Consider the following 25,651-nt stretch of genomic DNA (forward strand, 5'->3'; position numbering starts at 1 on the left):
CAAAAGCTGCTTCTTTTAGCTAATTTCTCTATGAATTTAACAACTGTAAATCTTTTTAAAAAAATCAGTATTATATATTTAGTAAAAAAAGAAAAGAGAGAATTATGTCAAAATATATAATGCTAAATACAACGAATAAAGACATTCTGTCGCCTGCAACTGATAGTATTATGGCGATTTTAAAAGATGCTAATAATGCACTTCTTGTTGCTAACATTGTGAAGTTCATTCTAGAAGAAATTGCTACAGATAAAACTATAAGAATTCCAGTTTATGAAGAAAAACAAGAAATCATCGTATTTAACCAAGCTATAGAAGTTCCCTATATCAAAGAGAAAGCGCTACTCTGCAGTACTATTGCATATGTTCTTTATTTGAGCAAAAGTATTGAAAAAATTGAGTCTATTAATGGATTAGGATTAGCTATTAAGCAAAAGATAAGACTTAACGAGGTCTAATTGCTACTAGAATGTGATTTTTCACCGATGTTCCTACATAAATAACATAAGAAAAAGTGTTAGTTCTGAAAGTAAGATCTTTCTTTGCTTAGAATTTCAAAACAGATAAAAAACCAACCTGTAAAAAGGTTGGTTTTTTTATTAATTCTATTTGTACGATATTAACGTAATGTTCCAACAAATTGTGGTGTATATGAATAGATACTACCGACTGATACATTTTGTCCAAATGTAGGTGCTTGAACGTATTTACCATCCCCAATATAAATTGCAACATGGTAAGAAGCGCCTTGCCCGCCCCAAAATAGTAAATCACCAGGCTTAGCTGTAGCAGCAATGCTGGAAGCAGAAGGAGTACTAATCCTATTCACATAAGCTTCTTGAGCAACAGTGTTGTGCGGTAAAGAATAACCAAGTTGACCATATACATATTTAACAAGTCCAGAACAATCCATTCCAGAAGTAGATTCGCCACCCCAAACATATGGAATGTTGTGTTGAGTTAGTTGTAATGCGAGATTAGCGGCTTTAGATGAAACATCAGAACCAACTGCACGGATAGGAGCAGAAACAGTATTAGAGGATTGTGCACTTTGTGAACTAGCACTGTTTTGAGTCTGAACCTGAGCAGTTTGTTGTTGACTAGTAGATTGATTTTCTACGTTTTGCTTAGTGTTGGTGTTAGGAGTATCAGTAGGAGTTTCTTTAAGTTTTAGAACCTGGCCAACGTAGATAGTCGAATTTTCCCATGATAAATTATTGAGTTTCAATACATCATCAGTTTTTAAATTCTTATCTCTAGCGATTTCTGAAACAGTATCACCTTGTTTAACAGTATAAGTAGTTTCCTGTGCATCTGGAACTTTAAGCTTTTGATCCGGATGAATCATTGAATTAGGAGTCAATTTGTTATATTCAGCTAAAGTTTTGACATCAATCTTATTATCTTGAGCGATGCTATTTAAAGATTGTCCAGCTTTTACTTGAACAATAGTATCTGCATGAGCAGTAGTAGAAAGCCCGGCTACGGTAGTAGCACCTGCTGTTAAAGCTAGCCCAAGATTAAACACACCTTTAGTTTTTAAATTAGAGGATTTAATTGTTCTCATTCCTTTCAAAAAAATTAACAGTATAAAGACAATAAAATCTAACACAATACATAGCAGTGAAAATATATACGTATCATGTTTAAGGAAAATAGACATAATAGTTAAAAATGAAGACAGAACATCCCTAAACTCAATCATTTGAAAAAGATATTGTTTTGCTATAGGGGGAAGCGTATTGAGATAAGTAGATTACAGAATAATGTAATTAAAAACTCAAAAATAATAATCTTATTTCAAAATCAAGACTAGACGAGAATAGTTTGAAAACATTGAACATATATATCTAAAAAAGAGATAGCGGATAAAGATAGAGGTCTACTTGTGTGAATGACGACGATACAGTTATTTAAAAATCATAAATATAAAAGAGTAGACGTACTCTTCCTATATCCGCTTATATTATCTCTAAACTTAAGCAGAAAAATGTAAATGTAAATTTTGTTCATTTTTTTAAAAATATTAGCTATCAAAAAATAATATCAATATTTAATAAACTTAGGATAGATTTTTGAATTAAGGAGAGTAAATATGAATGAGCAACAAACCCTTTATGCTGATACAAGTATTGAATTAGTAGATGGGTTAATACAATATGGTCAATACTTAAAAAATGATTTTGGAGATAATGTAAGTCCTGCATTAACGATTTATTCAATACTAGACAAAATTGGTAAGAATAGTCTTGATACTCAAGAAATACTAAAGATAAGAAAGCAGATGCAAACACTTCCCTTATATTATCATCATCAATGTTTACGACTGTTTATAGAGCGGTTTAGTAGTGAAGTGAACATAGATATAAAAATAGGCGACCAAACACTAGACAGCCTAAATGAAGTAGATAACTTGGAAAAAATAGCCAAAACATATAACGAATATACAAAACGAATTCCATCAATTTTTGAAGTAATTTACTTATATATTGATGAAGGACTTAAAGATAGTTCATCACAAGAAAGAATTAGTAAATTTATCTCTGATGCTTCATTTCAAAGTAGAGTAGGACTGGACTATTGTTATAAATTTCAAAAGACTTATGGGGAAGATTTAAAGACAGGAGTATTAACTAATGAAAAGTAAAAATCTAAAATTAGTGTTTTTGTTGGCACTAATACTGAGTATTTTTACAGGATGCACTAATACCAAGCTTATATCTAAGGAAAGTTTAAATAGAGAGATAAATGAAACAACAAAAATACTAGTTACAACTCAAGAAGTAATAAGTAAACAAAAAAGCCAAAAAAATAAAGCGTTCAATTTAACAAGCAGTGAGAAGTCCGATTTAAAAGAACAACTAAAGAAACTAAACGAATCTGAAAATAAAATCAAAAAGGTGACTACAAACGCTGCTGCATATCCAAAAGATGCTTATAAGTATAACCAATTAGTAACAGAGTATATTAACGACATTATACAAAGTAAAAAGAGTACAGATGTAAAGCAAAGCTATCATAAGGCAGTTGAAGAAGCCTACAATATCCAGACTAAATACAATGGGAAAGAAAATAAGTACTTAAATGTAGCAATAGCCTTGGATAAAGCTGCTGGCAATAAAGTTGGATCAGAAGATACAACAATAACACCAACTAAAAAGGACAAAAAAACTAATCCTAAAAAGAATAAAAAATATACAAAAGCAGAAAAAGACTTAGGAATTGAAATACAAAAAGCAAAGCCGAAGAAGCAAAAGAGAGCAGTCAATATTTCATGGGGTTGGGTAATTTTATTCACTTTAATTTCTGCCTTCTTAATTACTAGTGTATTTCTTCAACCAAATAAGTCTAATGATTCCATGTCTGCACTAACTACCTCGGGAGGAGCAGAACTATATAATTTACCGAAACCAAGAGGATATCAATTATTCATTAGACGCACAACAGAACTATCAATTGTTCTTCTTATCTTAGCTCTAATCATCTTCAACCATGTAGGAGGTTCTTAAAATATGGAATATCTAAAAAATGTGTATCTCTTGTTAAAAAAATGTACTTGGAGAAAATTGAGTAGTGCAATTAAGGTAACAGGCTTATGTTTATTAACTATGGTAGTGGGAGGATTCTTCTATTGGATCTTTGATATTTTATGGCAATTATTAGTAGGAAAGATGTGATTGGTTGATGAATTTAAGAACTTTAGTTGAAAATAATAAACATAAAATAAAGAGATTAAATAAAAAGGTTCAGGAAATTGAAAGTAAGGCAATGTATTATGCAGGTCTTTCTAATGACGAACTAAGACATACTACTCAAGAATTTAAACAGCGATTAGATAATGGCGAAACTCTTAAAGACATCGAATTAGATGCATTTGCAGCTATTAGAGAAGCTGATAAGCGTGTTCTTGGTTTGTTTCCTTACCCAGTGCAAATTATGGGCGGACTGGTTTTGAATGAAGGTAATTTAGCGGAAATGAGAACTGGCGAAGGAAAAACCTTAACTGAAACAATGCCAGTATATTTAAATGCTCTCTCTGGTAAAGGAGTCCATGTTGTAACCGTTAATGATTACTTGTGTGAAAGAGACCGTTTTGAAATGGGACAAGTATTCGAATGGATGGGATTATCTGTCGGACTCAACTCTCCAAAACTTTCGGTGGGTGAAAAGAAAGAAGCATATGCTTGTGATATTACTTATTCTACTAACAGTGAGTTAGCATTTGACTATCTAAGAGATAACATGACGGTTTACAAAAGTAGTATGGCTCAACGAGGTTTAAATTATTGCATAGTAGATGAAGCAGACTCGATATTAATTGATGAAGCTCGTACTCCATTAATTATTGCTGGGGAAGCCCAGTCTTACTTGAGTTTATATAAACAAGCAGATAAATTTGTTAAGTCGTTGGAAAATGATGAGTTTGAATATGATATTGAAACAAAAACCGTGTCGCTTTTACCGAAGGGTGCAAAAAAAGCTACTAAGTATTTTCCAACAAAAAATATTTACGGACCAGATTCATTCGTTTATGCCCATTATGTAGATGAAGCTCTAAAAGCTAACATTGCTATGGAGAAGAATAAAGATTATGTAGTTAAAAATGATGAGGTCTTAATTGTCGATCAATTTACTGGTCGAATTATGGATGGAAGACGATATTCTGATGGTCTTCATCAAGCTATTGAAGCTAAAGAAAATGTAACAATTCAAAAAGCAAGTAGAACTGAAGCTAATATTACATACCAAAACTTTTTTAGAATGTATAACAAACTTGCTGGAATGAGTGGTACCGCATCTACAGAGTCTGAAGAATTTTATGATACTTATCATATGGAGGTTATTACGATTCCTACTAATAGAGTAGTAGCTAGAAAAGATTTAGAAGATGTTCTATATCCAACAGAAAATGCCAAACTAAAAGCAGTAGTTTCTAAAATAAAGCAGGTTCATAAGACAGGGCAACCAATTTTGGTTGGTACTATTTCAGTAGAGAATTCTGAAAAGATTTCTTCCTATTTAGAAAATGAAGGCATCAAGCATACAGTATTAAATGCTAAAAATAATGCTAGAGAAGCCGATATCATTAAATTAGCCGGTCAAAAGGGAGCAATTACCATTGCCACTAATATGGCTGGGCGAGGTACTGATATTAAACTGGGTCCTGGTGTTAAAGAACTTGGTGGTCTATATGTTATTGGTACTGAAAAACACGAATCTAGACGTATTGATAATCAATTAAGAGGTAGAGCTGGGAGACAAGGTGACCCCGGAGTTTCACGTTTCTATTTATCTTTAGATGATGAGTTAGTACAACGTTTTGGTGCAGATAGAATTCAGCGAATTAAGGACGATATTGTTGCACGTGGTCAAGAATACGAGCCAATCAAAAGTAGGCTAGTTTTACGTGCAGTCTTAGCTGCTCAAAAACGAATTGAGGGTAATAACTTTGATGAACGTAAAAATACTCTAAGATACGATGATGTTTTGCGTGAGGAAAGAAATAAAATCTATGCTGAAAGACAAAAAGTTCTTAACATGTCTGACTCTCTTGAATCCTATTTTATAGCTATGTTTGCTAGAACTATTAATCATTATGTGAATATTTATTGTCAAACAGATAATAAAAGAGATTATGATGGATTATTTAAGTTTATTTCTGGTGTGCTAGGGATGGCACTGAATGAAGAAACAGAAAAAGAAATAGAGACGATGGATAGAAAACAAATAAAAGTCTTTCTATTGGATTTAGCTAAAAAAGAATATAAGAAAAAAGCGGACGAATTATACTACCCTGAGCAACTTTTAGAGTTGGAAAAAGTAATTATACTTCGAGCTGTTAATGAAAATTGGAAGACCAATATCGATAATATTGAACAATTAAGACAATCAATTACCCTGCGTGGGTATGGCCAATACAATCCGTTAGTAGAATATCAGAGTTCAGCATTTGATCTTTATAAGCGGATGTTAAGTGATATTGATTTAAATGTAACAAGATCTTTCATGCGTTCAAAAATATTATTACCGGAAGGAGAGTAGGAAGTGAAAATAAAAAATATCAAAGTAGATGCATTGACAAAAAGAGTCGGCTTTACTGTATTAATTCTGGTTATTTATCACCTATTAACCTTTGTCACAATTCCCGGAGTTGATTCAAAAGAGTTGCTGTCGTTACAAAACAACTCATCCCTAACTATGTTGTCTATGTTTTCCGGAGGTAGTTTTGATAACTTCTCTATTATGTCAATGGGTGTAACAGCCTATATTACTTCTCAAATTATTATTCAACTATTGCAAGCTGATGTTGTACCGAAATTAACCCAGTGGAGTAAAGAAGGAGAAACTGGGAGAAGAAAATTAGATCAAACTATTAGAACACTAACAGTTATTTTGGGTTTCATTCAAGCATTAGGTATTGCGTTGGGGATTAATCAATTAACTAATGGACAATTTGTTATTGGCTCATCATGGCGCAATTATTTTGTGATTGCATTATTAATGACTTCTGGTACATTCATTGCGATGTGGCTAGCAGATCAAATTACAGAAAAAGGGTTAGGGAATGGTATCTCAGTGATAATTGCAACTGGAATTATCGCTAAGTTCCCATCAATGACTGTACAAGTGATACAGAATCTAAATTCCGGCAAAGATTTAAACTATGCGTTACTAACCTATTTGATTTTGGGAATTATTGGAGTAACTTTGCTTATTATTTGGTTTACAACCTCAGAATTAAGAATTCCCGTACAATACTCAAGAAGAGAATCAATGACTGGGAAAGATAGTTATCTTCCACTGAAACTAATAGTACCTGGTGTTGTACCAATAATTTTTGCTAGTTCAATATTAGCTATTCCACAAACGCTTTTACTTATGTTTAAGAGTAAGGAAACTTCTGCTTTATACAAAGTAGTTAATGAATTCTTTACATTACAAAGTTCTGCAGGTGTAGTTCTATATGGAATTTTGATTATCTTTTTCACTTATTTGTATTCCATAGTACAAATTGAACCAGAAAAATTAGCTGATAATTTTCAAAAACAAGAAGCATACATACCAGGATATACACCGGGTGTAGAAACGGCAGCTTATATTAAGAAGATACTTAATGAACTTTCATTGCCGGGATCATTATTTTTAACTTTGGTTTCAATCATCCCTCTATTAGTTGCCAACAATATTTCATCTAGTTTACAAGTTGGTTTGAGTGGTTCTAGTTTACTGATAATTACCGGTGTTTTCATTGAAATTAGTAGACAAATTAGAGGATTAAAAATGAAGACCAATTATGGAACATTTTTAAATAGGGAATACGACTTTGACTAAGAAAATAATCAAAAACGCTTCAATAGTTTTATTAGGAATAGCTGCAATTTTGATTATTTGGCTTTTGTTAGCCATTGGTCGATTTAAATATAATGAAGCTACTACTGACTTTAATGAAGCTCTGAATGATAAAAAAACTTTATTGATAATCTATAAGCCCGGTTGTAAAAGATGTAAAGAAACTCTACCACGACTATACCTCAAGAATGTTTTCGCCTTAAAGAGAGAAAATATTGTAAATCAGGATAAATTATCAAAAAAAGATAAGAATAAAATCGAAAATGGGTTAACGCCAAAATTCTTTTATAATGGTCGAGAATATGAAACAAAAGACAATGCCCAAATTGAAAAAATTTGGCGGTATAGTCATTAACAAATATTCCGATGTTACTAAAGGATTTTAAAAAAACAAATAAGCCAGCCATTTTCATGGCTGGCAAAGAAATAGACAGAAAGAAGAGAAACAAATGACTGTAAATGTTCAGATTGATGAATTAACTGACAAAAAAGCGATTGTCGCAATTTATTTAGATTCTAAGCCAGTATTTTGGCACGCTAGCGTGCAATACCAAGAACTGAAATCAGATCCAACTAAACAGATGAAGATTGTTATCTATCAACCTTTAATTTATCAAGTAATTAATAAGTTTACTGATGTTGAAATATCGGCTCAAAATAATGAAGAACTTGAACATGGATTAATTGAATTAGGACGAAAGTTTGGTTCAGATATAAAGGCACTAATCCGAGTACATTATATGACCGAAGCTATTGCTGAAAGCTTATTAGAAGGTTATTATACAGATAATTCACTTAATGATACTTTAAATAAATTCATGTAAAAAAAAGAGCTTACATCGAGTAAGCTCTTTTTTTATAAATTTGGGTTTTATTAGCAAAAACCATTATGTTTTTTTCATCAGCTATACTCATTTTAAAGAATTAAAAAGAAAGTTGGCTACTGAAATGGAATTAACGAACAATGAAATTATAAACTCTGATAATTTCTTTACTTCGCACAAAAGAAACACTTTTAAAGAAGTATCAACTATTATTAAAAAATATGTTGATGGTTTGTACCATCAACGTGTAGCAGCTAAAGCTAATAGAGAAACTGAAAATATTTATTTTTCACTTCAGGATATTAAGCATGACATCATTCGAGATTTGAAGCTGCAATATAAAAAAAGTGAATTTTCATACGAGGAAGAAGTTATTATAACCAATCTGATTACTGAGCAATTACAAAATAAAGGATTAGCCAAAGTGAATTATTTGGGAGATAAACTTTATGGTAAGAAGAATTGGGTTAAAAAATATAGAAAAATCCAAACTTTATTAATAATCACGCCACTGATTTTAGCAATAATATTAACCTTAGGAGGAGAAGTTTTTCTTTCTTTTAGTAAAATTGTAATACCGAGCTTTTCTTTTATAATGATTCTTGTCTTTCTTATTCTGGAATCAATTGTAATCTTAATAGGTGAAAGTTTATTGTCAAAATTAAGAAAATGAACTACACCGTGACTATAATCCCCCAGACTAAAGTCTAGGGCTTTCATTTTTAGATTAATACAGCAAAACATATTTACTTATATATTTCGAACATGCTAAAATTAAATAGTAAAAATAATTTTTTTATTTTTATTTGTAATTGTTCAGTATATTTGTTTTTGCTGAAGTATTTGAAAGACCATCGTTGGTCTTGAAGTTATTGTATTTGTTTTAATTTATTATTGTTTTATGAAAAGGAACTATTGAATCAATGATTTAATGGTTCCTTTTTTTGTTTGCGGAGGTAAGCATATGAATGAAAGGTTATATGGTATAGATTTAAAAAAGATTGTTTTTTCTGATTGGAGATTTACTATTTTTCTAAATGATGCGATGCAGGATGGTAGTTTTTCGGAATATATAAAAGGTTTACAAGATGATCCTTTTCTTTTTGATTATATTGGAAATCTCTCTGAAGGAGAAAATATAAAAAAAGATTGTTTCAAAAAAATACCCGAAGTAATTATTCGAGATGATTTTATTGCTGTTTTTGACAAAGACATGTTGAAATTTGTGCTTGGTGCTATCCAGAGTATTATCAACTTTGCTTTAGCTTATGCAATGTGGTCTACATATTCTGCTACTCGTTGTGATAAATTTGGCAAAACATTAATTGATGAATATGTTTTTTACCAATATGTTCTAAAAGAATTAGATGTAGATAATTTTCATTTTAGAAATTTTTAGTTTTTTGTAAAAGGAGAAAAGAATGGTTAGTTTAGCGATTATTGCTTTTAGTATTATTATTGTGATTTTAACTGGATATATGCCTTTACTGTTGCTACCAGCAGGGATTTGCATTGGACTTATTGAACATGAACTTGCTGATAGTAGCAGTAAACCAGTTCAAAATAGGGTTGTACAAAAAAGAAAGCAGACTCTTAGGAGAAGATAATCTTGTCTGTATTAAAAGCGACGATACGTTGCTTTTTTTTTGCAAAAAAAATGAATTTCGTTTTTAAAATAAAAAATTTGGTAAGCTAATAATAAAACTACGAAAAGGAGTCATACTAATTTGATTTTTTTGTAATTGAATTTACTATTTTAAAAGCGGTTGAAATGACAAAAAAATTAATGATGTACTGTAAATGAAATGAGCAGAAAAAATAAAATGAAAAATATTATAAAAATAAGTCTGATTGGAATAATTTTCTGCACTATAACTAGCGTAAGTACTTTAAAAGTTAAAGCAGATAGCATTAAAGATATACAAGAGCAAGTACATAGTAAAGACGATAACTTAGATTGTCTGACAATTCAATATTTACGTAAAGAAGGTCGTCCCGATTTTAATAGTGATTTTTATAAGAAGGGCAACGTTTACTATGCTCTTGATAAATATAGTGGTGATATCTATAGAGTTCAATTTATACCAACCGAAGATAAAATAGAAAAAGCTGAACCTGTAAAAAATAAGGAAGGAAAAACAATTAAATATAAATATTTCGAAGAATATAAAGCGCAGAAAGTGAAATCAACGGAATTATTAAAACTTGGAATTGTATTTATGGTATTTATGGTTTTATTATTCTTTGGTATGTTGTTGGCAATCGTGTGGTTTTAATAAAAAAATGGCGATCGTTTTTCACTACCTTAAAGAACGTTGCGGCAAACTTCAATATTTAATTACTAATTATACACAATACGAGTTAAAAATTAATTTATGGGAGATGATTAACTGATAGGGCTAAGATTGTTAATGGCAGGCTTCGCCTTGATCGCCCAAGAAGCATTTCAAAAGACTCTTGGCATGACCTATCAAGCTATGAAGTTTTAAAGATGAGCGAAGTCAAAGTAGTAAGTATCTTCAAAGAAAAAGAGAGCTATTATGCGGCTTTACCTTATGAAGAAAACATTGATCGTAATGGCTATATTCAAACAATTACAGTTAACTGGCAAAGTGCGTAAAAGGGAGAAATCTTAGATGAAAAAACTATTTAGGTGGACAAAAACCTCAATAGGTGAAGTTGATGATAAAGATAAACGTAGACTTTTACTATGGACACATAACTTAGCCTTGATTTGTATCACTTTCTTTGGAGTTGGTTTTTGTCTTATTAGCTCTATACCTGTCACAGCATTTTTTAATAAATCAAACATTTATTTTATCCTTCTTTCGAATTTACAAATAGTTATGGCATTCTTGATTTTAATACTGGTTCCAATGCTAGTGATAAATATGGCAATAGTAGATATACTATCGCATAAAATAAAGAAGAAAAAGCTTGATAATGGAAACAAAAATGACTAAAGAAATAAAATTAGATCTTTTACCGTGTATTAATCATCAAATTGGTGTTTATAGAGCATCTAAAGAGTTTTTTGTATTATAAGGAGCGCAAGATTGAAGCAAATTACTTGTAGGAGAAAAATATGAATTATTAGGAAAGAGTTGTTCAAAGATGAGTAAAGAACAATGTTCCCAAATGGTACAGAGTTATTTACTTATGACCAAAATGAAGCTTCAAGGCGTTTAATTAATAGGAGAGAAAAAAGATGGATTATAAGAAATTTAAAAAATGGATACAAAGTGATAGTTGTATGTATTTAGTCGCACTTATCTGTATATTGCTAATGATTGGGACAATTATATATTTATTTTGTTTTGCACCTAAGTCCAATATAAATGCTGATGACCTTCGAATTGAAAGAATAACAGTCACTAACTTTCAAACTAAGGATAATTTAAAGGAACTAAAGAAAAAGTATGAGGCGGAGCTTGAACCTCAAATTTCAGTTAAGTATAAGGGAAAAGTATATCAAGCAGATTTATTAAAAGGAAAAGAGAATAGTAACGCCAAAGTAGTTTATAAATTTAATGTAATAAAGTACAAGGGTAAAATGTATGATCCAAATACCGCATCTTCCGATTTAAGATGGGCTGCATGGATATCGTATCATTCTTTATTTCCGATAACACGTAATGATGAAGTGATCATAAATACTAGGGGTAATGATAGGTGGAAAGATCCAAATCAATAAATATTAAATAAAGGGGTAAGGTCTAATGCTTGTATGGATAAATAACAGTAATTTTATTCTGATTTATTTCTTACTGATTCCTATATTGGGATTACTACTACTAGTTTTAATCGCGACATTTGAAAGTGATTTCTTAATTAAATTAACAATTTGCTATATTTTCATTTCATTTGGAATACTTTTCTATTTTTTGTGTGGTAGTGGTAGGGTGGCCGATGCATTACGTGGTGAATATGGACAACACCTAGTAGAAACTAAACAGTTTTATGCCAATAAAAATGCTGAAGAATTACAGAAACTTTCTAAAAGTGAAAATAGTAGTACCGTAACTGTGTGGAAAGGTAAGAAAAAATATGATGCTGTGAAGATTAAATGTAGAGAGGGAAAAGAGGGAAAGATCGTATTTGCCTATCCTGAACCAACGGTTAAAGGAATAAAGGTATTAAGCAAACAGCCATATATTTACGTTTATCATAAGAAACCAAAGCAGCCAAAGTACAGATTTGATTAGTAGAAAGCTGAGAATAATAGTATGGAAAAAGAATATTTATATGCTGTAGCCCATCAATCCGAACTCAATGAAACGATAAGAGATATAAGTGATAAGGCTCAACTATCAGACTTTGATGATTGGGATATGAAGATGCGTTGGCTTACTACTCTTATAGAAACTGAATTGAAGAAAGCCGCATATTTTGGGCATCATTATTTAACTATTAAGTCACTAGAAGATTTATTACAGATTGATGTTAATAGCATAACTCATAGAAAAGAAATTTTTACTTTAGCAAAACAAATAGAACTCGACAATATTGTGGCTATGTATGTACAACCAAAATTTAAAAAAGAAGTTATTGATTCATATATTCAATTAAAAGATCTACTAAAAATATTGAATAAGGATGAAGCAATAAACTTGAAAAAATATCTTTGTTTTAAATTTGAATCTATTATATCCTCGTGTGAAATTTACTCAGCAGATAGTTCAAATGAGGAAATAAAGATATCTTTTGCCTGGTAAACATAATGAGAGGTAAGTATGTTAATTTGGATAAATAATAATTATGATGCCAGAGTAACGCTCTGGTCTATTATAGCTGTGTTGGCGACAATTGGTCCCCCTAGTCATTTATTTTTGTGTAGATAATTGTCATACACCTACAATAAAAAAATGTCTTATAGCAGGTTTCATAATAAGTACTGTTCTGGTGTTATCCGGGATAGCATTGGGCAATATTCCAAGTGAATTTGGAAAAGCGCTAAAAGGAGAATATGGTCAAAAATGGGTCACTACCACAAAATTTGAGGCAAATAAATCACCTAAAGAGCTACAAAAAATTCTTAAAAATAATGATGGTGAAAACTATTTTGCTACAGATGATATAAGAGTTTGGCATCGTGGAAAAGAATACAGCGGAATCCATATTAAAGGTAAAGAAGGCCACAATGATAAAGTTGTCTTTTCATATACTCTGCGTGAAAGCCGATATAATTCATTTGGTTATGCTACTGATCCAGAAAACGGAGATTTTATATATTGTTTTGATTTAAAGACACAAGAATTAGTTTCTAATATAATGGAAGTAAGTGATTTAAAGCTATGAAAATAAAAAAAATTCTATATTTGATAATAAATTAAAAGTAATTTGGCAAATTGATTTATATTTTACTTTTTGTGTAGCATTAGTTTTATTTTTGATAAAGGTAGAAATGCCATGGATATTAAAACAAATAGGACTGATTAGTTTTTACAATATATTCATTCAAGTATCTAATAGTGTATTTTGTTTAAGCATATTAGTTTTTGTAATAGCTATAAATGTATGTTTACTGTTATATACGTTTATTAATGTTATACACACAATGCGAGTTAAAAATTAATATATGGGAGACAGACATGCAAGGTGTAATTTTTACTTCACGAAATAAAGATAATAAAGACTTACCAGGCTTTAAACAAAGAACGTTTTCTTTTCTAAGTGAAAAACCACTTTCAGAAATAAATAAATTTAATAATTTTAGTCTAGAGGGAGTTCCAGGAGAACTAAGCAGATTCTATGTTACTGTCAATAAGCGAAAAAATGACACTACTATTCGTAGTTTACAGCATTATTTATTAGACCATCCAGACTATCCTATGACTAAGATCGAAAACAAGGTAACTAGCTTAGCAATGAGTCCAGAAAATGCTGCTGAGCACAAATGGCTTTTTGACTTTGATAAAAAAGACGGTGTAGATGATTTTGTGTCTGATCTAGAAGCTGAAGGGTTTAGAAAAGAAGAAATAGAAGTATATAAAACAGTTAATAATTATGCGGTCGTTGTACCACATGGCTTTGATTCACGAAATATTCTAAAAAAATACGATTGCGTAGAGCTAAAGCGAGACGGATTACTTTGTGTGGCATGGAATAGTATTGAGAAAGAGGATTAAATTGTAGTACTCTTACTGTTCATAGTAATATTGTGTCACTTAATTAATAACCCCATAGTTCGTGCACTCATAATAATGTTTGGTTTTGGTTCTTTATTAGGCACAATTTTATCGAATTCATAAGAATATAAAGATGATGAAGTTATTGGATAATTTTTTTGCAACCAATAAAAAGCCTAAAAGCTTGATAATATCAAACTTCTAGGCTTTTTCTGTTATAATTTAAATAGTGCAGGTCAGAAATAGTACGAAAAATATACCTTTAAAGATCGAGATTAGTTTATTAAATTCTTTAAATTGTATATATTTAAGCAATTTTTTAGTAGAATAGTGTTTAGGTTCTGGATAGCAGGTAGCTCCTGTTAGAACTTAGTAACTTAGCATGGCTACACACCCCTCAAATATTTTTAAGTTACGGAGGTGAAAGCTATGCAAAATTGGGTAGACTGGAGAGTTAGGCTGCCAAGTGATAGTAATTGCTGTTGCCCTAAGCATTTTCTTGGGTGCACTAGGCACTTTTATTATTCGTGTAGCTACTGCTTACGCAATAATAAAAAAAGCTAATCACAAGGATTAGCTCAACTAAACAGTCATATCTAAGTTACGATTGGAGTTAGTGAGTCGGATTCACTAACTCCTTTTCTTTTGTAATTATATAATTGTTTTTAGTAATTGTCCACTTTAGTGTCACTTTTTGACATAAATTGACACTTTAAGTGTCATATGTGGTGAAATTAATAAATAAAAAGCAACAAAAATAAAATTAATTAAAGATCAAGAAAATAATAGTAGATTAAAAAATATGGACGAAAATTCTTTAGAATATGCAATTACTCGGAATAAATTGATTCGACAGCATAAGTTGCCAGAGGATCCAGTTGTAAAATCAAACGATGATTATTGGAAAAAATTTAAGTAGAATACTTGTACACTTGGTGATTTTTGGTACAAAAAGCCACTTGAAAAGTGACTCCTGATTGTTTTGCTCACAAGCATTAATGTCGTTTAAATTCGTGAATCAATTGGGTGACTGATTCAACGAGCCGTGAGGCTTGGTACAATACTAAACCAATAGCAATTAAAGTAAGAAACAACGAGAAAGGAAATTGCAGAAATTGCACTGCAAAAATGATTTAAGGTATGAAAGATAAGAGAAAAGCAACCAGTACTGATTCTTCTATAAAAATTTTGTTGGAATATCCTAGCGAGCAATATAAGGTTATAGATTTTTTAAGAAGACACTCGTGGATTCAGCCTTCAATAGATTTTCTAACACTAGTTGTAGGTGTTTGGGGGATATTTTATGGGTATGAAAAAACACCGAAACTGGCTATTAAATTGATATGTACTTTTATTATCATACTTCTCATTTTATTGCAAAGTAGGAAAATGAATCCACAGGATCAATGGGATATAGAGATACGTCCTTTTGAAAATAAAGAAGATTCAGTTAAATATGCAATTGAGAACAGACAAATAAAAAATATTTGTACCGTAGTTAACTCTATTGCCTTAATTTATGCATTAATTAAAGTGGTGTTATTTGCAAAACAGCATAATTTACTTAGTGCATTTATTAAGTTTTATTTTGATTACGGTGTAGCATATTCACTTTATGTTATTTGGTTACGCGCAGTATTCTGGAAAATAAAATTAATTACACCTGCTTCTACAAAAACTAATTAATTATATCTAGAAGGGAAAGGAAAGGATGGAAAGAACCTACTCAAAAAAACGTGTATTTATAAGTTTCGATAAATCTTTTCTAATTAGCAGAATTGAAAATCGAAATCAAGTTAAAATTCAGATTGTAAATCAAGAAAATCAAGAAAAGTATGAGACTGAATGGAATTCTAATGACGCACCTACTAGTTTAATTAATGATATTATCATGGCTTATCCTAGAATAAAGGAACATTTACCTATAGTAGAAATTACAAGTCAGTATATACAATATAAGAGACGCATAGTATATGGAGCATATTTACTTTCCTCGGGTCATATAGTTAAGCAATACGTTCCGATTATAGACTTAATTAAACAATTATCGTTAATCATGAAAAGAAAAGATAGTTTCGCTATTTCTGATGGAGAACATGTATACAATCCTAGCTATAACGAAATAGTTATGTTGTTTGAAATTTAAAATAAAAGAGCGATGATTTCAAAAGTTAATCATCGCTCTTTTTCTGTATATTTTTTGAAAGTTAATAATTCTTTCTTAAATTAATACCTAACCCCGCTAGTCCTAATTCGATTAATCCTTCACCTAATAAAATATTTGCTGGAGTAGTTTCGTTACCAGTTTGAGGTAGCATTGCTTCCGAAGTATACTTATGTTTTGATGTTTGTAGAGAATTAGAAGATCCCTGATTATTGACTTCGACTTTCTTTTTATCTGAAATTACTGGTGTTTTAACTTTGTTTACAGTAGTTACTGCAGCATTACTTCTAGAATGGGAGTCAAAAAGGTTATTTTTAGCATCTATTGCATATTGTCTTATGTCATCTTTTTCCAAAATAATGTTTAGAGCTGTACTTTTGCATCCCAAAGAAACCGTAGTAGCATCCAAATACTTTTTATCATCTTCTGATTTTAAATGATATCCTTTTGGCACGTTGATGCTTCCCATCTTTTGAATTTCTTTTGAATTGTCAAATTTAGTAGATTTACCTGATTCATCTACTTTTATTCCTTTTCCAAATTCGACAGTTTGCTTAACTTGCTCTCCGATAGGTTTATTATCTAGATCGACAAAATTAACAACACGGCTTATTGTGATTGGATTGTCGAAATGCGTTCCCGGATTATAACCAATAATTTCTGGCATTCCTTTTTTACTGTTATCTGTTTTTTTAACCTGAGAGTAATCAAATTTTTCATCCAGTATTAAATTAATATACCCCGTTAATTCTCCATTTCCTTGTTTCTGTAGTTCTGCTATTTGATCTTTAGTATTTACATCCCATTCAACTATTTTCTGATTAGAATCATTGACTTTGATGTCTTTAATGATATCAGTTGGTTCTGGTAGAGTGCCAGACGACGGTAATGAAATAGCTTGTGCTTTTTTAGAAAAAGAAATACCATCTTGGGCATAATTTTTATCTTCACCGCTATACATGGTCAAGGTACTATTGGAATTAACAATAATTTTCACTGGAATATGTACGTAATCTCTCCATTGCATAATATTTTCTGTCTTTGCTGATGCAATGGTATTTTCGCCTTGTTGAATTATTTTAGTAGTTCCTGGTTTTAAAGAAAGATCTTTACGATACACAGTTTGATAGGGGATTTTTTTATAAAAGCTTTTGGCACCAAGAGATACACTTTTTATCTTTTTAATATCCTCTTTCCAGGTATTTTCTTCAGCAATTTTTTCCTTATTTTGCTTATTATTTTGAACATTATCAGCGAATACAACCATCTTATCATAAGAAAATTGGCTCATAGATATAAGTGTTGAATTCAGACTAAGAGCTGAAAGTAAGATTTTATTTTTTAGTGATACTGAAAATTTCATTTTACATTCCTCTTTTTTCTAGAACAGAATTATTGATACATATATTTATTTTAAATTGAAAGTTATAATATCAGCTAAATTTCTTAAATTACAGTTCTAATTAAAAAATATATTTAAGTCTTACTTTTCTAAATTTTAGTAAAACTTGAGGATTAAAACTAAGAATTTATCTTCTCATGTATATTAAGTAAAACATGTATTTTACACATGTTAAGTTTGATATTTTTAGGAGGGGTTCGTATGAACTTACAAAGAAAATACTTAAAAAGGGTAAAACTAGCATCTGCTTCTGCAATTGCTTTATTAAGTGTGAATTCTTTTTTCGGTATTGAACAAAAAGTAGTACATGCTGATGCCGTTGATTCAGATTATCACGTAGCTAAAGCACATTTGACAACAAAAGATGGTTGGTCCAATGACCTACAGTCAATCGTTTGGAATGAAAAAGGTCAGTATTACGATCTTTATTTTTTACATTCAAAAACAGCGGATGATCCTAATGAAGCGGGAGACCAGGGCTGGTACCATACCACTACAAAAGACTTTATTCATTTTACAACTCAAAATGAAGCAATCAAGGCGGATGGACCTGAAGCTCCTTATACCTGGACATCTGCTTGGACCGGTACTGTCTTAACTAATAATGGTCAGATTAAAGGAGTGCCACGTGGAGCCAAAGTTGCGTACTTTAGCGGTTTGGAAAAACATGATGGCGGTTCACAAAATATCTGGGCAGCTTGGTCAAGCGATGACGGTAAAACCTTTAGCCATGTACTAAATGGAGCATCCCCTGTAATCGATCATTCATGGAATTGGACTAGCAAAAATAAAGTGGATGAGAGAGATCCAGCTGTCGTCTACTGGAAGGGAAAAATGTTGATGTACGTTGCTGAAGGTGATGAAATTGGTGTTTACCAGTCTTATGACGGAATTAAATGGGCAAAAGCTGATCCTAATGGTGCTTCAAAGGTTGGATTAGGTACATATTTCAAAGGCTTAAATGGTCGTGATTCAACTCCAGTAGAATGTCCAGTTTTAAGAACTATGACTACTCCTGATGGTCGGCAAAAAACTGTCCTATTTTTTGGTGCTAAAGCTCCACATAATGGGCAAACTACAGGAACATACTACATTGTCGGTCATTTAGACAATAATGGTTTATTTACCCCTGAAACTAATGCTAAAAGACTAGATCAAGGTTCAGACTATTATGGTGCCAATTTCTCAGGAAGTTCTGATCTGTCCCAATCTGCTAAAACAATTAAGTCAATGGGTTGGATTGGAAATTGGAATTACACTGCTAATGGAATTCATAATGATGAACATGCAACTAGCGCGTTCACTAAACATTTAGGCTCGTACTCATTAGCTCGAGATATTAGTTTAAAAAATGATCTAACTATGACCTCAAACTTAATTACTGGTCGAGAGAACAATATTAAACGATATAATAATGTATCTAAGGATAGACCAGTAAATGGTATAAATGCAACATCGAATAAGCCATATACTAGAGGAAAAGACACTAACGGTCCAGTATATAATTTGTTTGATGTACCAAATTTAAGTGTAAGCAAAAAATATGATTTAAATTTCTATAATATTAAGGGAACTTATAAAGGGAGAATTTATTTTGATATTTGGCAAGGGAATGACTATGTTAAATTCAATTATGATCCATCTAATGGAATGTATCGAGTAGCTACAAGAGCAGGAGAATTAGATCGTGGTCGTAATGGACAAATTTCATCATCTTATTACTATGATGGTTTATTAGGGCGAGGACTAGGATATGAAAATCAGTCAGGGGTTGCTGGTTGGAAAAATGCTACTATTAAAGTCGTAACTGATAAGAATTCAGTAGAAATTTTATTCCCTAATGGTCAAAGTTACACAGCAGCAAGATTTAATTCCTCGGATAAACAAGACTTTAAGATCTATACGGAAGATCCAACTAATGGTAATCGAGTTAATATTACCCAAAGTGATCTGAGTTAATTAAGAGATACGAAAACAGTTTGCACAATTAATGCAGACTGTTTTTTTGATGAAAAAACTATAATTAAACAAAAAGAGTCTGGGAAAAAACTCTAAAATAAAGAAAATACTGATAATTAGCATTTAAACAAATGCTGATATATCAGTATTTTTACTTTCTAAGAAATTATATTTTAAGTCAAAATAAGACTTATTTCCCAGACTCTTTTTATCTCTATAAAATTTCTCTACCACGTTTTAAAAGTAAACAGAGAGACAGGACTAATGTACTATTCTTTAATATAAGTAAGGAGAATTTTTATTTTTCTCTAGCTTGGTATCATGTTAATTAATACGAAAAATAAGTTCCTTTACATATCGCTGGACTTAAAGAATCGAGGATTTACGGAGTTACAGCATTTAGCCAAAGCAACCCTTACTCTAAATATAAAAGAATTAATCATTTTTTAGCTATAATTGAAGAATTCTATGAACGAGGTCAATGGATCAAATCTTACTAACTCCTGTAAAACTTTTTTATTGTTGCTGTATTTAAATAATTATTAATATAAATTAATTAAAAATTTAGTAAGAACTAGGAAAACAATTATTTTCATTGCGCATAGTTTAACGCCAGAAATTAGACAGCTATTTGATCGAGAAATAAACTTAGATAATAAACAATAACTCTACTTTTAAAATAAATAGAATGGTATTAATTGAACAACTTCCAGAAAATGACAAAATATGGCGGTTTATGTGTTATTTATATAAATAAGGCATGCAGTTATTTCGAAAAGAAATAATTGCATGCCTCTTTTTTTATTTAACATTAATGAAGCACCATAACTTGTCTTTTAGAAACGATTTTAGTTTCAATATGGTATTGTGCTATTTGTTGCCAATCACCAGCTACAATAATTAATTTATCGGAATTTTCGTAAATTCTATTTTTCATAAAATCGTACAAATCAAAATCATTAAATTTTAGAGTAATATTATAAGGATTAAGTTCTAGATATATTTCTTGCTCAGTAGGGTTATAACAATATCGAGGCACATTTGCTTCAATTAAACGTTTTCCATAAATACCTGCATTATAGATGTTAATACTCCTAGTATCGACAAGCATCTCATGTATTTTAATCGAGTTATACGTACTATGAATATCTAACGATTTACACATACAATAGATTTGGCCAATAGTTCTAATTGGGTGGATGCCAGTTGGATTATTAATATAAGCAGTCGAATTATTAGGATGCTGTTGCACAGTAACAGTAGATGCAGTTATAAGATGGTCAAGTGCTGAATCATAATTAAAAGCTTGTTCATCATATTTATCTTCATCAAAATTTATGTTATGACCATACGGACAGTTGGGAATATGGCGATGATCAGCATGGGTCGCAGCAAAATAAGCATTTGTACTTCCATGTTGAGAACACACATAAAGATAAGCAGAACAGTTAGCATTAGGACAGTAATAAGAGCAACTAATATTATTAGTTTGAGCTTGATTAGCAGATATAGGATTCATTAATTGACCCTTGCAATTTTTATTTCTAAAAGCGTAATTACTCATATGTAAAACCTCTTTTTTCTTTAATTTTCTCTATAATATAAAATTACTTTCAAAAAACAAAATACAGTTGTCGTAGATTATTGTGCTAATTTAATGATTGTTTAACTACTAGCGTTTCTAAAGTGAAATTTCGTTTAGCACATTATTCTTTGTATCAAACATTAAATTTAATTTAATATTTTTTTAGTAGTATACTAATGATAAAGTAAAATTAAATAAAATAGAGTGGGGGCAAAATATTAGCATGTCTATGTATAACCATTTACAAGATTCATATTCAACTAATTCTTGTATTGTTATTTGTTCTAAGTGCAGAGCAAAATATGAAGTTGAAGAAGATGATGGCACTCCGGGGTGTCGTGATGTAGAAAGAGCATATTGCAAATTTTGTAATACACTATTAGCAAAACATCATGGCGACTGTTATGCCAGATTAATTGATGATTCCGAGGTTGATTCAATTTATAAAAAAGCTTAAGGAGTATACCCAGAGAAGCGAAAAAGACGTGTCTGGGAAAAAGTAATTTTCTAGACTAAAAAAGAACGCTGAAGTTCATTTCGATTTTCAGCGTCTTCCTTGATATTATTGAATCACCACAAAACAAAAAACGCAGGAATTCACTAAAAATAATGAATTTCTGCGTTTTTATATCTGGACTAAAAATCTAGTTTTTTCCCAGACACTCAAAACATTTCAAAAATGTAAATAGCAAAATAATTAAAATAATATCTATAATACCATCTCTTTGTCGGTGGATCAATTAAAATAAGATAAATAATTAGAATACACATACTTTAAACATTTTCAAGAAGTACTATAATCTTAAGTAAGAAGTAAGACGTTTTGCATAAGACGAAGGAAATATAAATATGGATAATTTGTATACTGGAAAAGTATCTCAAAAAGGGCAATTAGTAATTCCTGCTGCAATTCGAAAAGTATTAGACTTAGAAAAGGGAACTAAAGTTTCTTTTGAATTAAAGAACGACGAAATTATTATTAAAAAGCTGCCTACAGCATTAGATTGGGCAAACTTAATTTTTGAGCTGCCAGAAGAAAAAGTAGAAATTGATAAAAATGGAAATTATGATCCTAAAGAATCTCCTAATTTTCATGATTGGATGGTCAATGGATAATGAGACCGAATGCTTTAAAAGCTATAAAAAAAGAAAAAATGAGACGTGGATAAAAACTAATTTGTACTGACCTCGAATTAGTGCTTATGTCTTAATTAAAAAGTAAATTTCATCTTATATTTGATGATAAAAATAAAAAGTCTTGGTGTTCATAAGGAATCCCAAGACTTTTTTAGAATGACAAAATAAGTTATTTTGTTTTTATAAGCAAGTCACGTAATTACTTGTAATTACTAAAATGGAATGAGATAATACATATATGAGGTGATTAGTATGGAAATTTTAAAAGCAAGAAAACAAGGGAATTCCTTAATGGTTGCTATTCCTAAATCTTTCGACATAGCATCAGGTACGAAGCTTAGACCCAAGCTTACACGAAATGGGATCTATTACGAATTTGTAGATGATGATTTTTTCGATTTTGATGAAGATATTTTAAGGGATTTAGTTTCTCAAGGATACGAAGGTACTGAACTTATTAACAAATTTAGTAAAATAAAAAGGGCAATTCCAAGTGCTTTAGATAGATTGGTTGAAGAAGCAAAGGAATCTAAGCCATTATCTAAGGAAGAGGCTGCAAGAGAATTTGGTATATGAGGTCTACATTAACCATAGAGTTAGTAAATATGTAAGGAAGTTAAAAGATAGAAATTTAAAAATCGCTATTAACAATGCAATTTATGATGAAATTGCGCCAAATCCTTATGAAGTAGGGAATTCTAAAGTAGGAGATTTAACTGGATTTTATGCCTATAAATTGTATTATAAAGGAATACAATATCGCATTGCATACACAATTGATGATGAAGATAATCTTGTAATAATTGCTTTAGCGGGGACTAGAGAAAGATTTTATGAACAATTAAAGCGAATAATTAATTCATAATTTACTAGATTAAAATGCTAAAATTTATTAAAAAAAGTACAAAAAATAAGTAGATATCTTTTGTAATGAACATACTAAAGAATAAAGGTAGATAGAACTCATGAGGAGATTTTATCTACCTTTTTCTTATACTAGGCTTATCAAATTGACAATTTAATTATCAAACAAATATAAACTTAATTCATTTTTAGACTTTATAAGAATATTAAAAACGAAAATTTACTTACGCCTATTGTCAAAAAATCAATTTTCACAATTTTTTAGGCTTTCACAAAGTAAATCAAATTGAAGTTATAATGAAACAAAATAAAAAATAGAACAATAAAGCTACTATATTAGCTTTTAGGAAAGAGAATAAAGAATGACTAAAACAATTACGGCTAGTCAATTTTGCCAAGAAATGTTATGTGCTACTAAGAAGCAATTAATAAATAATCATAAAACGGAGCTAAAATGTGATAATTTCTTTTATTATTCACCGTCTATTTTTAGCTTTGTAACGTTAAACGGTATAGATGTTGAAAAGGGGCTTGTTAAAATATATAACTATTTTCAATCGCATCCCAATGCAATTAAAATGCCTGCTAAATTATATGAACCTATTAACTGGCAAATCAAGGTTGATCCTAATTCAAATGTACCTAAAGCATGGTCTTTAAACATTGATACACATCTTTTTGATGAAAATGCACACGTTATAGCAGACTATTCAATTAATAATTTTGTATTTGGTACTCCGTTACCTAACCATTCTTATATAATCCCATATATTTCTAACGGAAATAAGCGTTATTATGGGATTATGATTCCCTATCCAAATCTTGACGCTCAACATAGTTATAGTTTAGAAATTATCGAGCATTATACGTTACGAACGGCAGATGGAGATGCACATTTTACTAGAAAAATTATACTTCCAATTAATGTTGGCAAAACCGATAATAAGCATTTTGCACGTTTATCAAATTCTCATAATCCAAATTTTGAATTTTATAACCGCAAAAAAGAAGATTGGAAATTAGTTTTTTCAGATTTAAATGCTAAAATTGATTGGCGTAAAGATTATGGTAGTAGCATTAATCCTCAAGAAATTATAGGATTACAATCAATTTTAATAGGACGAGATTTAACTCCTAGACTGCTAATGAATAATGGATATATTATGCCTCCGCTTATACTTACTGATTATTATGGAACTAAGCGTGAATTGTATAATTCTTTTATGAATTATGCACATGAAACTCATGGAATGAGCAAACCTAAAGCAGAAGCTCTGGCTAAATTATTCATTGGAAAACTATCGTCACCTTCAGATCCGCTATCTAATGCATTCATTGCATCATTAATTAACGGAAAAACTAATAAGGATCCTGAATTGAACCATAATAATTTGGGATGTTCTAATTTTAATCTTACAAGTCCTTTTTTTGCTGACGAACCAAAGCATCATGCTCTATGGAATGAACGACCGTATCACATTAATAGTTCTTACGAGTTTGAAGAACTATTACCAGCAGTTACTGTAAATGAAATTAAGGAGGCGTTATGATGTCAGTTCTTATGCCTTTAATGTACATGCTACTAATTTTCTTAGTTTCTTTTGCAGTTGTAGGCATTCTATTTTCTTTATATGAAATATATAAAATTTTAATTTCAATGTCATATTCTGAGAGATTTATGCTGCTTTTTTTCTTGATTATGGCGACAATTATAATGCTTAAACTGCCCGAAATAATCGCTATGGTGCATGGCATAATGTGATTTTTACAAAAATTATCAGCTCCGAAGACTTTGATTATTAACAAAATAGGTTTTAGAGGTAAGTCATTTCAAGTAAGCAGAACAAAATTATATGCTCTGCTAAATTTATTCTTCCATTGAAACAATAAATTTCTATATTATAAAAGCGATCAATTTTCTAATATTGGTTCTCGATTCTTAGCATTATAAGAAACTTTTTAAGGGAGCTGCATCCTTAAAAAATGAGATTGTAGCTCATCAACAAAAAAAGAATTATACAGTCTTGGAATCGATACAGTCGAAACCGTTCAAGGAAATAAAGTAAAGGCATATTCTTTAGATCGTACAATGGCGGAAATACTAAGATAACCTAATCATAGTGATCCAGAAATAGTAAATAAGGCATTTAAACAATATTTTTAAAAAAACAATAAAAGTATTGCTAAATTATTTAAAACTACTGAGAAAGTACAAAAATATATAGAGGTCTTACTATA

Annotated in this window: 29 protein-coding genes and 1 pseudogene; 27 read left to right on the forward strand and 3 right to left on the reverse strand. The window is 30.5% G+C overall.

Annotated elements, in window-relative coordinates; translation table 11 throughout:
• The first annotated feature begins 104 nt into the window (after positions 1–104).
• Entirely contained in the window at positions 105–458 is a 354-nt protein-coding gene (locus H1A07_RS09580; protein ID WP_210145521.1) for a hypothetical protein, read from the forward strand.
• A gap of 161 nt (positions 459–619) precedes the next feature.
• Here H1A07_RS09580 and H1A07_RS09585 read toward each other — a convergent pair whose 3' ends face one another.
• Complete coding sequence (locus H1A07_RS09585) at positions 620–1,567, reverse strand: C40 family peptidase (protein ID WP_210145522.1); 948 nt, start codon at positions 1,565–1,567, stop codon at positions 620–622.
• A 528-nt stretch (positions 1,568–2,095) separates the two neighbouring features.
• On the opposite strand from H1A07_RS09585, the gene H1A07_RS09590 reads away from it, so the two are divergent.
• From H1A07_RS09590 to H1A07_RS09690, 21 genes and pseudogenes are all read left to right on the forward strand, one after another.
• Positions 2,096–2,647 carry a hypothetical protein gene (locus tag H1A07_RS09590; protein WP_210145523.1) on the forward strand — a complete coding sequence of 184 codons (552 nt, stop codon included), beginning with the start codon at positions 2,096–2,098 and terminating at the stop codon, positions 2,645–2,647.
• Positions 2,637–3,509, forward strand: coding sequence for a preprotein translocase subunit SecG (secG, locus tag H1A07_RS09595; RefSeq protein ID WP_210145524.1), 873 nt, complete (start codon positions 2,637–2,639; stop codon positions 3,507–3,509). The genes H1A07_RS09590 and secG overlap by 11 nt, the downstream gene beginning before the upstream one ends.
• Positions 3,510–3,512: 3 nt before the next feature.
• Complete coding sequence (locus tag H1A07_RS09600) at positions 3,513–3,677, forward strand: preprotein translocase subunit SecE (RefSeq protein WP_210145525.1); 165 nt, start codon at positions 3,513–3,515, stop codon at positions 3,675–3,677.
• Positions 3,678–3,684: 7 nt separating this feature from the next.
• Complete coding sequence (gene secA / locus H1A07_RS09605) at positions 3,685–6,042, forward strand: preprotein translocase subunit SecA (protein WP_420889515.1); 2,358 nt, start codon at positions 3,685–3,687, stop codon at positions 6,040–6,042.
• Between the two features lie 3 nt (positions 6,043–6,045).
• Positions 6,046–7,332 carry a preprotein translocase subunit SecY gene (secY, locus tag H1A07_RS09610; protein ID WP_244974197.1) on the forward strand — a complete coding sequence of 429 codons (1,287 nt, stop codon included), beginning with the start codon at positions 6,046–6,048 and terminating at the stop codon, positions 7,330–7,332.
• Positions 7,325–7,705 (forward strand): hypothetical protein, encoded by a 381-nt coding sequence (locus tag H1A07_RS09615; protein ID WP_210145527.1) that lies wholly within the window; start codon positions 7,325–7,327, stop codon positions 7,703–7,705. Before secY ends, H1A07_RS09615 begins: the two co-directional genes overlap by 8 nt.
• 94 nt (positions 7,706–7,799) lie before the next feature.
• On the forward strand, positions 7,800–8,174 hold the full coding sequence (locus tag H1A07_RS09620; RefSeq protein ID WP_210145528.1) for a hypothetical protein: 375 nt from the start codon (positions 7,800–7,802) through the stop codon (positions 8,172–8,174).
• Between the two features lie 112 nt (positions 8,175–8,286).
• On the forward strand, positions 8,287–8,847 hold the full coding sequence (locus H1A07_RS09625) for a hypothetical protein (protein WP_210145529.1): 561 nt from the start codon (positions 8,287–8,289) through the stop codon (positions 8,845–8,847).
• A gap of 291 nt (positions 8,848–9,138) precedes the next feature.
• Positions 9,139–9,573 (forward strand): hypothetical protein, encoded by a 435-nt coding sequence (locus tag H1A07_RS09630; protein WP_210145530.1) that lies wholly within the window; start codon positions 9,139–9,141, stop codon positions 9,571–9,573.
• 22 nt (positions 9,574–9,595) lie between these two features.
• Entirely contained in the window at positions 9,596–9,781 is a 186-nt protein-coding gene (locus H1A07_RS09635) for a hypothetical protein (RefSeq protein ID WP_210145531.1), read from the forward strand.
• 216 nt (positions 9,782–9,997) lie between these two features.
• Positions 9,998–10,450, forward strand: a complete 453-nt coding sequence (locus H1A07_RS09640; RefSeq protein ID WP_210145532.1) for a hypothetical protein — start codon at positions 9,998–10,000, stop codon at positions 10,448–10,450.
• Positions 10,451–10,563: 113 nt separating this feature from the next.
• Positions 10,564–10,743, forward strand: a pseudogene (locus H1A07_RS09645) (RNA-guided endonuclease InsQ/TnpB family protein); the annotation flags it as partial.
• Between the two features lie 67 nt (positions 10,744–10,810).
• Positions 10,811–11,137, forward strand: coding sequence for a hypothetical protein (locus H1A07_RS09650; RefSeq protein WP_210145533.1), 327 nt, complete (start codon positions 10,811–10,813; stop codon positions 11,135–11,137).
• 245 nt (positions 11,138–11,382) lie between these two features.
• Positions 11,383–11,868: a hypothetical protein gene (locus H1A07_RS09655; protein ID WP_210145534.1), complete on the forward strand. Its 486-nt coding sequence runs from the start codon at positions 11,383–11,385 to the stop codon at positions 11,866–11,868.
• Between the two features lie 208 nt (positions 11,869–12,076).
• Positions 12,077–12,379, forward strand: coding sequence for a hypothetical protein (locus H1A07_RS09660; RefSeq protein WP_210145535.1), 303 nt, complete (start codon positions 12,077–12,079; stop codon positions 12,377–12,379).
• A 21-nt stretch (positions 12,380–12,400) separates the two neighbouring features.
• A complete protein-coding gene (locus H1A07_RS09665; RefSeq protein WP_210145536.1) occupies positions 12,401–12,889 on the forward strand; it encodes a hypothetical protein in 489 nt (162 codons plus the stop codon).
• Positions 12,890–13,094: 205 nt separating this feature from the next.
• On the forward strand, positions 13,095–13,472 hold the full coding sequence (locus H1A07_RS09670; RefSeq protein ID WP_210145537.1) for a hypothetical protein: 378 nt from the start codon (positions 13,095–13,097) through the stop codon (positions 13,470–13,472).
• A 293-nt stretch (positions 13,473–13,765) separates the two neighbouring features.
• A complete protein-coding gene (locus H1A07_RS09675; protein WP_210145538.1) occupies positions 13,766–14,302 on the forward strand; it encodes a hypothetical protein in 537 nt (178 codons plus the stop codon).
• Positions 14,303–15,104: 802 nt separating this feature from the next.
• On the forward strand, positions 15,105–15,221 hold the full coding sequence (locus tag H1A07_RS09680) for a prevent-host-death family antitoxin (RefSeq protein WP_210145540.1): 117 nt from the start codon (positions 15,105–15,107) through the stop codon (positions 15,219–15,221).
• Positions 15,222–15,442: 221 nt separating this feature from the next.
• Entirely contained in the window at positions 15,443–15,988 is a 546-nt protein-coding gene (locus tag H1A07_RS09685) for a hypothetical protein (protein ID WP_210145541.1), read from the forward strand.
• A 25-nt stretch (positions 15,989–16,013) separates the two neighbouring features.
• Entirely contained in the window at positions 16,014–16,448 is a 435-nt protein-coding gene (locus H1A07_RS09690; RefSeq protein WP_210145543.1) for a hypothetical protein, read from the forward strand.
• A gap of 61 nt (positions 16,449–16,509) precedes the next feature.
• Here the strand turns inward: H1A07_RS09690 and H1A07_RS09695 are convergent, their stop codons facing one another.
• Positions 16,510–17,829, reverse strand: a complete 1,320-nt coding sequence (locus H1A07_RS09695) for a G5 domain-containing protein (protein WP_210145544.1) — start codon at positions 17,827–17,829, stop codon at positions 16,510–16,512.
• Positions 17,830–18,069: 240 nt separating this feature from the next.
• Here H1A07_RS09695 and H1A07_RS09700 point away from each other — a divergent pair, with 240 nt between their 5' ends.
• On the forward strand, positions 18,070–19,827 hold the full coding sequence (locus H1A07_RS09700) for a glycoside hydrolase family protein (RefSeq protein ID WP_210145546.1): 1,758 nt from the start codon (positions 18,070–18,072) through the stop codon (positions 19,825–19,827).
• A gap of 811 nt (positions 19,828–20,638) precedes the next feature.
• Here the strand turns inward: H1A07_RS09700 and H1A07_RS09705 are convergent.
• Complete coding sequence (locus H1A07_RS09705) at positions 20,639–21,391, reverse strand: hypothetical protein (RefSeq protein ID WP_210145548.1); 753 nt, start codon at positions 21,389–21,391, stop codon at positions 20,639–20,641.
• Between the two features lie 870 nt (positions 21,392–22,261).
• On the opposite strand from H1A07_RS09705, the gene H1A07_RS09710 reads away from it, so the two are divergent.
• The 4 genes from H1A07_RS09710 (at position 22,262) to H1A07_RS09725 (ending at position 24,963) form a co-directional block, all read left to right on the forward strand.
• A complete protein-coding gene (locus H1A07_RS09710) occupies positions 22,262–22,528 on the forward strand; it encodes an AbrB/MazE/SpoVT family DNA-binding domain-containing protein (protein ID WP_210145549.1) in 267 nt (88 codons plus the stop codon).
• Between the two features lie 273 nt (positions 22,529–22,801).
• Positions 22,802–23,125 carry a toxin-antitoxin system gene (locus H1A07_RS09715; protein ID WP_210145551.1) on the forward strand — a complete coding sequence of 108 codons (324 nt, stop codon included), beginning with the start codon at positions 22,802–22,804 and terminating at the stop codon, positions 23,123–23,125.
• Positions 23,115–23,414: a type II toxin-antitoxin system RelE/ParE family toxin gene (locus tag H1A07_RS09720; RefSeq protein ID WP_210145553.1), complete on the forward strand. Its 300-nt coding sequence runs from the start codon at positions 23,115–23,117 to the stop codon at positions 23,412–23,414. The genes H1A07_RS09715 and H1A07_RS09720 overlap by 11 nt, the downstream gene beginning before the upstream one ends.
• A gap of 361 nt (positions 23,415–23,775) precedes the next feature.
• A complete protein-coding gene (locus H1A07_RS09725; protein ID WP_210145555.1) occupies positions 23,776–24,963 on the forward strand; it encodes a hypothetical protein in 1,188 nt (395 codons plus the stop codon).
• Positions 24,964–25,651: the final 688 nt, after the last annotated feature.

This window comes from Lactobacillus taiwanensis (assembly GCF_017894345.1).
Classification (GTDB): Bacteria; Bacillota; Bacilli; order Lactobacillales; family Lactobacillaceae; genus Lactobacillus; species Lactobacillus taiwanensis.